The sequence below is a fragment of the Acidimicrobiales bacterium genome, assembly GCA_035547835.1.
In the GTDB taxonomy this organism is placed as follows: domain Bacteria; phylum Actinomycetota; class Acidimicrobiia; order Acidimicrobiales; family Iamiaceae; genus DASZTW01.
Genome location: DASZTW010000015.1, coordinates 172,621 through 182,719 on the forward strand (window position 1 = coordinate 172,621; position 10,099 = coordinate 182,719).

5 protein-coding genes are annotated in these 10,099 nt (G+C 70.6%); 1 reads left to right on the forward strand and 4 read right to left on the reverse strand.

Going from position 1 to position 10,099, the window contains the following annotated elements:
- Positions 1 to 73: 73 nt before the first annotated feature.
- From VHA73_12500 to VHA73_12510, 3 genes are read right to left on the reverse strand one after another with little or no spacing between them, the layout of a single operon-like run.
- Positions 74 to 3,865, reverse strand: a complete 3,792-nt coding sequence (locus VHA73_12500) for an ATP-binding cassette domain-containing protein (protein HVX18845.1) — start codon at positions 3,863 to 3,865, stop codon at positions 74 to 76.
- A complete protein-coding gene (locus VHA73_12505; GenBank protein HVX18846.1) occupies positions 3,862 to 5,520 on the reverse strand; it encodes a hypothetical protein in 1,659 nt (552 codons plus the stop codon). The genes VHA73_12500 and VHA73_12505 overlap by 4 nt, the downstream gene beginning before the upstream one ends.
- Positions 5,517 to 7,067 carry a choice-of-anchor P family protein gene (locus VHA73_12510; protein HVX18847.1) on the reverse strand — a complete coding sequence of 517 codons (1,551 nt, stop codon included), beginning with the start codon at positions 7,065 to 7,067 and terminating at the stop codon, positions 5,517 to 5,519. The genes VHA73_12505 and VHA73_12510 overlap by 4 nt, the downstream gene beginning before the upstream one ends.
- Before the next feature lie 345 nt (positions 7,068 to 7,412).
- Here VHA73_12510 and VHA73_12515 point away from each other — a divergent pair, with 345 nt between their 5' ends.
- Positions 7,413 to 7,880, forward strand: a complete 468-nt coding sequence (locus tag VHA73_12515) for a phage tail protein (protein ID HVX18848.1) — start codon at positions 7,413 to 7,415, stop codon at positions 7,878 to 7,880.
- A gap of 133 nt (positions 7,881 to 8,013) precedes the next feature.
- Here VHA73_12515 and VHA73_12520 read toward each other — a convergent pair.
- The coding region (locus VHA73_12520) for a cadherin-like domain-containing protein (protein HVX18849.1) at positions 8,014 to 10,099 on the reverse strand (2,086 nt) is incomplete at its 5' end.

Genomic DNA, 10,099 nt, shown 5'->3' on the forward strand with positions numbered 1-10,099 from the left:
CACTTGGGGCGCCCGGTCGGCTCCCCCGGGCTCGCAACTCGGTGGTGTTCGTCGGCCGGGAGGCCCCGCGACGCTACGGCGTGGCGACCGTGAGCGAGTCGCCGTTGACGCTCGGGCTGGTGGCGGCCCGCCCGGTGCGGCGTATCGCCGCCTCGTTGGTGCCGAGGTACGACTCGATGACCCGCGGGTCGGCGAGCACGCTGTCGGGTGGGCCCTTGCAGATCACGTGGCCGAGCTCCATGGCCACCAGTTCGTCGCACACCGATGACAGCAGCACCATGTCGTGCTCGATGATCAACATGGCGCTGCCGGTGGTGGCCTTCACGCGTTGCAGCAGCGGCCCGAGCGCTTCGGTCTCGCTCTGCGCCACGCCTGCCGACGGCTCGTCGAGGAGGATCACGGCGGGGTCCATCGCCAAGATGCAGGCCAGCTCCACGATCCGGCGTGTACCGGTCGAGAGGTCGGCGATGGGGGTGGTGGCGTAGCCGCCGAGCCCGAGCAGGTCGATCAGCGCTGCGGCCCGCTTGCTGGCTGCGCGGTCCGCGTCGACCGCGGCGGGCAGCGCCAACGTCGCCGCCACCCAGTCGCGCGAGGAGAGGTGCTGGTCGAGCGCCACCATGATCGTCTCCCACACGGTGAGTGACGGGTACAGCCGAGCTTGTTGGAACGAGCGACCCAGGCCCGCCACGGCGCGGCGGTGCGGTGCAACGTCGACCAGGTCCTTGCCGCCGAGGAGCACTCGGCCACGTTCGGGTCGCTGGAAGCCCGAGATGACGTCGAACAAGGTCGTCTTGCCGGCGCCGTTGTGGCCGATGAGGCCGACGATCTGTCCTGGTTCCACTTGGAGATGGACGTCGTCGATGGCGCGGATGCCACCGAAGTTCTTGTAGACGCCGTGGCACACCAGATCGGTGTAGCGACGCCGTCCGTCGGTGCCGGGCACGCGCTCGCCGACCGCGCCGCCCTCGCCGTCGGCGCGGTCGTCTGCGCCCGGTGCCGCGGTGGCCGCGTCGCCGAGGAACACCGACCGCAACATGTCGGGACGGTCGAGCAGATCGGCGGTGGGGCCTTCGAAGCGGACCGCGCCCTTCTCGAGGAACACCGCGCGCTCGGCGAGCTGCAGCGCGACGTTGACGGATTGCTCGACGACCACGATCGTGGTGCCCGACGCGTGGATCCGCGCGACTTTGTCGCACAACATGGCCACCACCGTCGGCGCCAGGCCGAGCGACAGCTCGTCGATGAGCAGGAGCGACGGCTTCGGGATGAACGCCATGGCGAGCGAGAGCTGCTGCTGCTCGCCGCCCGAGAGGTTGCCGGCGAGCTGGTCGCCGCGTTGGTGCAGGATCGGGAACATCTCGAGCGCCTCGCGGCGGGCGAGGTCGGCGGCTGCTCGATCGCCGCGCAGCTGCCAGCAGGCCAGGCGGAGGTTCTCGGCCACCGTCAGCGTGGGGAACACCCCCCGGCCACCCGGCATCACCGCGAGGCCCCGGCGCGCGATCGCGTCGGTGGTGAGACCCCGGATCGTGTGGCCGTCGAGCTCCACCGTGCCGCCCGTCGGGGGCAACAAGTTGGTGACGGCCCGGAAGATCGTGGACTTGCCGGCGCCGTTCGTGCCGAGGAGCGCCACCAGCTCACCGGTCTGGATCTCGAAGTCGACCCCGAAGAGCACTTGCAGCGGGCCGTACGACGCGGTCAGGTCGCGACACGACAACAGGGCCTGGCCGGCCGCGGCGCGCGTTGTGGTCACGGGCGCATGAGTCTCCCCGTCGGTCGCTCCGGTCGCACCGGGGGTGAGGGAGCCGGCGGCTGCGCCCACGGCGAACTGGATGCCGCGCCGCGCGGCGAGGCGGCGGACGATGGCGTCGCGGGCGCGCTCGACGGCTTGGCCGACGCCGCCCGGGAACGCCATGAGCACCCCGAGCATGAGGGCGCCGGTGCCGAGCCCGGAGAACTGCGCACCTTGCGACGTGGTCTGGCCGATCAGGAAGATCAACAGCTCGACGGCGGCCACGCCGAGCAGCGCTCCGGACAACGACGACAAGCCGCCGACCACCGCCATCGAGAACACCAGGACGCTGGTCTGCGACGGGAACGACGACCCACCGACGCCGCTCTCGAGCACGGCGGTCAGCGCACCGGCCACGCCGGCCATCATCCCGGCGACCGCCATGCCGGCGACCCGCACCCGGGTGACGGGCACGGCCATGGCCGAGGCAGCAGCGTTGTTGTCGCGCGCGGCGAGCAACACGCGCCCTGGCCGGCTGCGGCGCAACACCATGGCCAGCACGACGACGGCGACCAGGATCCCGACGCACAGGTAGTACATCGCCCGTTCGGACTCGAGCGGGAACCGCCGCCACAGGACCGGACGGTCGACCGTCGCCGGTATCCATTTCGGGTAGTTGCCGGGGTTCAAGAAGTACTGGTCCATCGTGGCGGCGAACGCCAGCGTGGTGACGGCGAGGAACAGCGGTCGCACGCGCAGCGCGGGCAGCCCGACCACCACCGAGATCACGGCTCCCGCGCCGGCTGCCAGCACGAGCGCGAGGAACAGGTCGAGGTTCGTCTTCACCAAGAAGTTGCCGGCCACCACTGCCCCGACGCCGACGATCGCGTACTGCCCGAGGCTGATCGTGCCCGACCAACCCGCCAAGACCACGAGCGACACGACCGTGACGCCGAGCAGCACGTAGCCCGACACCGTGTGCACCTGCGACGGGCTCACGACGAGGGGGAACACGACGGCCACGACCGCGAGCAGCGCGAGCAGGGCGATGCGCCCACCGAGCACTTCGGGAAGCTTCGCCACGTCCTGCGGGAGCGAGCGGGACACGCTCGACAGCGACCACGACGACTCCGCCTGCTCGGCCCGTGTCGTGTCCCAGCGACGGACGAGCAAAGCGGCCAGCAACACGATCAGGAGCGCGATGGTGCCGAGCGCGGTCTTGTGGACGTTGTTGCCGACGACCATGTCGAACACGCCGAGCACCACGCCGCCGATGAAGGCCAGCGGCAGGTCCTCCATCTTGGCGACCACCGCGGCGGCCAGCGCCGGCATGAACACCCCGCCGGTGGCCACGAACGGGCTCGACGGCAGGCCGTTCATCGGCGCGTTCAAGATGAGCACCAGCGCGGCGACGGCACCGACCACCACCCACACGAGCCGAGACAGCCGTCGCACCGGGATGCCGAGGAGCGACGCCCGCTCGTGGTTGTCGGCCAGCGCACGCACGGCGGTGCCCGCTTCGGTGCCGAGCAGGAACCACGAGACCCCACCCAACACGATCGGGATGGCGGCGACGGCGAGCAGGTCGTTGCCCGTGAACAGCGTGGTGCCAACGGCGTGGTGCGGCTTGGACAGGCCGGTCGCGAACCGGGGGACCAGCACGTTGGCGTGGCTCCAGAACGCGGCGCCGAACTGGAGGCCGACGAACACCTGCAGCAGGCCCACGGTGGCCACCGTGACGGCCAGGCGAGGCGCGTCCTCGAAGCGCCGCAGGGCCAGGTCGACCAGCAGGCCGAGGAGCGCGCCGACGGCGGCGGCCACCAGGATGCTGGCGCCCCACGGCAGCCCGTGCTCCTGGTAGCAGATGACGCCGATCTCCGCCGCGGCGGACCCCATCGCGCCGTAGGAGAAGTTGATGACGCGGCTCGTCCGGTACGTGAGCACCAGGCCGACGGCGAGCAGCCCCGATGCGCCGCCGAAGATGGCGCCTTGGAGCACCAGCCCGGCGGGCCAGGCCGTCGGGAACGCGACCGTACAGACCCACACGAACACGACGAGGGCGGCCACCACAGACAGCCGCCGCGCCCGTCGGTTCTGCCACAAGTCGGTCACCGCAGCGGTGGCCGGGGCGCTCATTGGGTGAGGCTCACGGGTGGGCTGCCGGTGGGCAGCGAACCGAACGGGAAGCGCTTGCCGGTGTCGCGGTACGCGCCTTTGGCACCGTTGTAGACCGACGTCGCGTTCGGGTCCCACCAGATGATGCGGCCGTCCTGCGGCGCGGTGAAGTCGTTGTTGGTGAAGGCCCAGTTGCCTTGCGGGCCGACGGCCGGCGCCTTGTAGCGATGCAGACCGTCGGCGAAGTTCTGCGGGGTGAGGTTCGGGCCGGCCATCTGGATGCCGGTGGCCACCAAGTAGAGCTGGTAGTAGATCGCATCGACGAGCAGGGGGTCGGGCGACGTGCCGGGGTCGATCGACTGGTACGCCGCGTAGCCGTACGTGCTGCGCGCCGGTTGGGGAGTGCCGGTGAGCGACACGCCGAACGAGTGCTTCCACTGCGCGGCGTCGTAGAGCTGCCCGGCCCAGTCGGCGTCCATGTACGCGATGCCGACGTTGATCCACTCTGGGTACCAGCCACTTTGGGTGGCGTCGGTGGTCATGAAGTACGGCATCAACGGGTCAGTGCCGAGCAGCACTGTGGTGATGCCCTCGTTCGCGAACTGGCTGGTGATCGGGCCGGCATCGTTCGGGATTCCGTCGAGCGACAACGTGTAGAGCTTGTAGTCGGCCACCGGATGCCCGGCTCTGGCCAGCGCGCTGCGGGCTTGGTCACCGCACTCCTGGTAGATCGGCGACGACGGGTAGACGAGCCCGATCTTGCGCGGCTTGCCTTTGTACTCACCAGCGAGGACTGGCCGGCCTGCCAGCTCCTTGTTCACGAACTCGACGATGTAGTTGATGATCTTCGTGCAGTCCGGCAGGAGGCCGAACGCGTACGGGCTGCGGTCCGCGAACCAGCTGTGGCTCGGGTAGATCGGGTCGGTCACGATCACGTGCTGCTTCTGGAGGGCGTCGGCGAAGACCGGCGCTTCGGCGCTCACGTCGGCGAAGGCGTGCTCCTGTTGCGCCTCCTTGATCGCGTCGGCGTTGGCGTTGGCCTGGCCGCCACCGAGGATCTCGTCGAACAGCGTGCCTTTGCCGCGAAAGACCGTGAGCTGCATCTTGCGGCCGTAGAGCTGGAAGTTCTTGTTGAAGTACTTGATCAGCGTCTCGTACGTGCGGATGTAGTCGTCACGGGTCGTCGATCCGCCGATCGGGTTCTTGCCGGTCAGCTTGGCGATCACCGAACCGATGTCGTACGGCGGGCCGGGGTCGCGCAGCACGATGTTGATCGTGGAGGCGGTGACGCCTTGCGAGGTCGCCCCGCCGTTGTTGCCGCCGGCCCACGTCGCGCATGGTGGTGAGTACGGGTCGTGTTGGATCTGCAGGCCGGGGCAGGCGCTCGCTCCCGCGCCGGGGGTGCCGACTTGCCCCGGTGTTCCTGCCGTCGCGCCTCCGGTGCCCCCGCCAGCGGCCCCCGCCGTTGTCGACCCGGTCGCCGCGGCCGAAGGAGCGTTGGTGGTGCCGCCCGTCGAGGCCGCGGCTCCGCTCGAGGTCTCCGTGGTCACGCGCTCTTCGGGCGCGACGGTCGGGACCGTGATGGCCATCAACAAGAAGGCCACGAGCATGCACAGCAACGGGCCGTAGCCGCGCAGCAGCCGGTTCTCCGAACCGCGTCCGTGCAACAAGCTCATGTCGTCGGCTCCCTTCTCCTGCCGGCAGCGGTCTTGCGTCGTCGGAAGGCTTCGTCGACGACGAGCACGCCGAGCGTGAACACGCCGGCGGCAAGGGCCCCGGTGAAGCCGCGCCCCAACCAGCACCCGGGTCGCCCCGCGGGGCTGGTCGACTGGCAGTGCACCGCGGTCCGTTGCATCGCAGGGGCTTGGTCCGCCGACGCGGTCGGTGCGGCGGCCGGCGGGCCCACCGGTGTCGCGCCTGGTGCTGCGCCGGTGGTGGCGCCGGGTGTTCCGGGCGTTGCTGCGGTGCCGGTCGCGCCGGGCGACGGCTCGCCGAGGGCCGCCGGCGCGAAGCCGGGTGGCGGGTAGTACGTGTCGTCGATGGTCGTGGTCACGCCACCGACGTTGAGCTGCACCTCGCCCGTGCCGCCGAGCGCGGCAGTGGCGACAGCGATCAGCAGAGGGGCGCTGGAACCGAACGTGTTCCAGGTGGTGTTCACGTCGGGGCTGATCGCGTCGAGCGCGCCGCCGAGCTCCTTGCAGTGCTGTGCATCGAAGAAGTTGTGCAGCACGGTCTGGATGATCGATCGGACTTGCGGGTTGTTGAGCAGAGTGGCGAACACCGGGGCGAGCAGCCACGACTTGCCGCCCATCGCGATGGTCAGAGGGGACACCGTGTGCGAGCCGGCGGCCGGGTTGGTCGACACCGCGGGCAGGCGGATCTGCAGGCCCAGCGGCGCGAGCAGTGCATTGACGCGATCGATGGCGGCGGGGAGTTGTGCCAGGCCGGGGACGGGGATCGACACGGCCGGCGCGCCGGGAAGCGCCACCGAGATCCCGTCCAAGTGGAACCCCGCCGAGCTGGATTCCGTGTCGGCCCGATGGTCGGGTCCGACACGGGTCTGGGAGAGGTCCCAACGCAGGCCGTGCAGCGTGAGCAGGCCACCGAGCACCTTCACGTCGCCGACTCGGACCTGCGCCGTAGCGGTGCGCGTCTGGGTGTCGGCCTTGGTGGCCGCACCGACCGTGGTGGTGGCGCCGGTCAGCTCGACGAGGGGCGGCAACAGGGCCGACGCGAGTGTGGTCGTGGCGCTGGCTTTGGCGCCGGGCGCAGCTTGGGCGCTCTGGGAAGCGCCTTGCCCACCGTTGCTCGGTGCGAGCTCGACCGCTCTGGTGTTGCCGTTGACCGACGTGTCGGCCACCACGTCGGCCGGCAAGAACGCGCCCACGTCGGTCGCGGAGCGGCCGCAGACGTGGGAGGAGCTGGCCACGCGCAGGATCGGGATGTCGGCGAGCGTGCTGTCGCCGAGCGCCGACCGGTCCCGGTAGCTTGCCGACGCGGCGCCCAGCAGCACTTCGACATGCAAGTTGCCGGCGGCGATGGTGGGGGAGACGAGTGTTGCCTGGGCGCTCGCGGTGCCGGGCGTGAAGTCGGTGGAGGCGGGTGTGCCGGACTGGGCCGTTCCGGGGCCGGCCGACAGCGCCACCAACATCCAGACCAAGCCGACGGTGACCAGCACGCGGCGGGCCGCGCGCCGCCCTCCGCCCCGTGTTGCGAGCTGCATCGTCCCCCCGAATGCACACGTGACCGTAGTCACGTTATCAGTGGGACGTGGTTGGGGCTAGGAAAAGTGGTGAGGGTCGGGAGAAGTCCGACAAGGTTGTGTCAGTGAACCTGACACCTTCGGCTGACCGCCCGGTGTCGACGCGAATCGGCAAGGAGGTCGCAGTGGGCGAACACCTTCGTCTCGCCAATCCCCCGCGCCGAATCGGTGTGGTCGCACGGCGATGGGGTGGTGCTCGGCGGCCTCGAGGCGCTGCCCGTGGTGCTCGGCTCGGAGCGGGTGCCGCTCGCGAAGCGATCAGGAATCGAGAAGCATCGGTCGGCTGCCGTCCGTACCGTGGAGCGCATGTCGAACACTTACGCCGTTGACTTCACCGATGTGTCCACCGTCGGTCTCGAATCGTCGCCCGTCGCCGAGGCCCTCGCCGGACTGCGCGCCAACGAGGCCCGCTACTTCAAGAACAAGTACGACCACGTGTTCACCGTCGAGCCCGCGAGCGACGCCAAGAAGGCGGTCGACTACGTGTCCCGCATCCTCGACGAGGAGCGCGCCATCGTGATCGCCTCCCCGCCGCTCGAAGCCACCATGTTCGAGGTCGCCGGGATCCGCATGGCCTACGTGTTCTACGAGAGCGGCCTGGCCATCAACGTGATGTACACGCTTGCCGACGCCGGCAAGCGAGCGGTGGGCTTGAAGCTGTCCGAAGGCATGGAGATCCCCGACGAGCTCTCGTCGTTCAAGTTCGCCCGCCAGAAGTCGACGCTGGCCGGCACGATCCGGGGCTCGTTCTTCGTGATCAAAGGCGAGCACTGACGGTCGGGTCGGGCCCGTTGTTTGGCTGGTTTGTGTCGGAATCCGACACAAACCAGCCAATCTGCCGGGTGCGCGGGCCGAGCCGAGCGGGCGAGGCGGGCTGGCCGGTCGTCCGCCGGCTTCGGGGCCGTGCTCAGGCTTGCTTGGCGTTCGGGCCGATCACGGGGTTGGGGTCGGTGGGCGTGACGCCGCCGCTGTTGGCCGCCGCCGTGACGGCGCGGCCGTAGGTGTTGGCGACGATGGCCACGCCATGGTGGTTCGACACTGCGGTGATCGACCCGTCGACGGTGTTGCCGGTGCAGCCGAGCGTGGGGTCGCCGATGACGACGATGCCCTTGGCGTTCTGGGCGATCACGGAGTTGTCGACGTGTGAGCCGCACACGACGAGGGAGCCGCCGCCGTTGTCGATGATCGACCCGGTCACCGTCGAGTTCGTGATGACCACGGCGCCGGGACCGGTCACGACGAGCGAGCCGCTGATGTGGGTGCCGTCGAGGCAGGTCGTGCCAGAAGCGACGACGACCGATGCGCGTGTGCCGGTCAGCGTGGTGCTGCATGCCGCCGGCACCGTCGCCGCAGTCGACGTCGAGGCGGTGAAGTTCGAGTCGCCGCCGTACACCGCGACGATCGGCTCGCCCGGCACCGCCACGGTGAGCTGGACCGTCGCGGTGCCGTCGGGTTGCACCGCAGCGGTGCCGACGGCGGGGCCTGACGCGGTGCCGATGTGGAACGTCACTGACCCGGTCGGGCTGAGTTGCGTGCCGGCGATGTCGGGTGTGACCGACGCGGTCAAGGTCGTCTGACCGCCTGCCGAGGTGGGCGCGATGGGTGCCACGGCGGTGGTCGTGGGCTCGGGCTGCACCGTGAAGGTGAACGATGCCGAGGTGGCCTGGAACGAGTCGGAGGACGTGTACGTGGCTTGCAGGGCGACCTGGCCGGGGCGAAGTTCGGCCTGTCCGACCCCGAGACCGCCAGTCGGTGGGTACGTGCAGCGGACCGCCTGGTCGCTCGGAGCCGTCGCGGGGATGTTCGCCGTGCACGCGGTCTGCCAGCCGGCGCCTTGGTCGATCCGGAACGCCACCGTGCCGCTCGAGGGGAACGGGTTCAGGCGGGCCGCGAACGTGACCTGCTGCCCGTAGGTGGGGCTCGCGGGTGCGACGGACGCGGCGACGCCCTGCACGGTGATGGTGACAGTGCCGATGTCGGTGCCGCCGTGGCCGTCGCTGACGGTGTACGTGAAGGCGTCGGTGCCGCTGTAGTCGTTGGCGGGGGTGTAAGTGACGGTGCCGTTGCCGTTGAGGGTGGCGGCGCCGTGGGTCGGGTTGGTGATGGCGGTGACGGTCAGGGTGTCGCCGTCGGGGTCGGTGTCGTTGGCAGCCGGGTCGATCGTGACCGGGTTGCCCCCCGGGGTCATCGCGGTGTCGTCGACGGCCGAGGGCGGGTCGTTCACCGCGGTGATGGTGATGTCGATGGCGCCGATGTCGGTGCCGCCGTGGCCGTCGCTGACGGTGTACGTGAAGGCGTCGGCGCCGTTGTAGTCGTTGGCGGGGGTGTAAGTGACGGTGCCGTTGCCGTTGAGGGTGGCGGCGCCGTGGGTCGGGTTGGTGATGGCGGTGACGGTCAGGGTGTCGCCGTCGGGGTCGGTGTCGTTGGCGGCTGGGTCGATGGTCACCGGGGTGTCTTCTGCGGTGGTCGCGGTGTCGTCGACGGCCGAGGGCGGTTGGTTGACCTTGGTGTAAGAGATCGTGACCTGCCCGTCGCCGGTGTGGTCGGCGGCCGCGCTGCCTCCTGTCGGGACCAGGTTGGCGCCTCCTCCGCCACCGGAGCCGCTGGAGGAGACCTCCAGGCTGCTGCCGGTGTGCCCGCCGGTGCCGCCGAGCAGGCCTCCTCCACCGCCGCCCGCGCCGGCGGTGTTGTGGTAGTCGGAGTCGTGCACTGCGTCGAGGCCGTCGGGGGTCGGCGCGCCGCCGGCCAGGCCGCCGGCCACTCCGTCGACGCCGCTGGCCTGCCCGTCCGCGGCGGCGTCGCCACCGGTTCCCGGCACGGAGCCGCTGCCGCCGCCACCGCCACCTCCGGCGACGATCAGTGGCGTGCCGCCGGCGAGCACCGCGGACCCGCCGCCCCCGGCGCCGCCTGCGGTACCCGTGGCCTGGGGCACGCCGCCGTTGCCTCCGGAGCCGTAGCCCCAGCCACCGGCGGGGGGGGGGGGGGGGGGGGGG

Bases quoted from the DNA above. Each gene is read 5' to 3' on its own strand.
- VHA73_12510 (HVX18847.1), bottom strand. From the start codon at position 7,067: ATGCAGCTCGCAACACGGGGCGGAGGGCGGCGCGCGGCCCGCCGCGTG.
- VHA73_12515 (HVX18848.1), top strand. From the start codon at position 7,413: ATGTCGAACACTTACGCCGTTGACTTCACCGATGTGTCCACCGTCGGT.
- VHA73_12500 (HVX18845.1), bottom strand. From the start codon at position 3,865: ATGAGCGCCCCGGCCACCGCTGCGGTGACCGACTTGTGGCAGAACCGA.
- VHA73_12505 (HVX18846.1), bottom strand. From the start codon at position 5,520: ATGAGCTTGTTGCACGGACGCGGTTCGGAGAACCGGCTGCTGCGCGGC.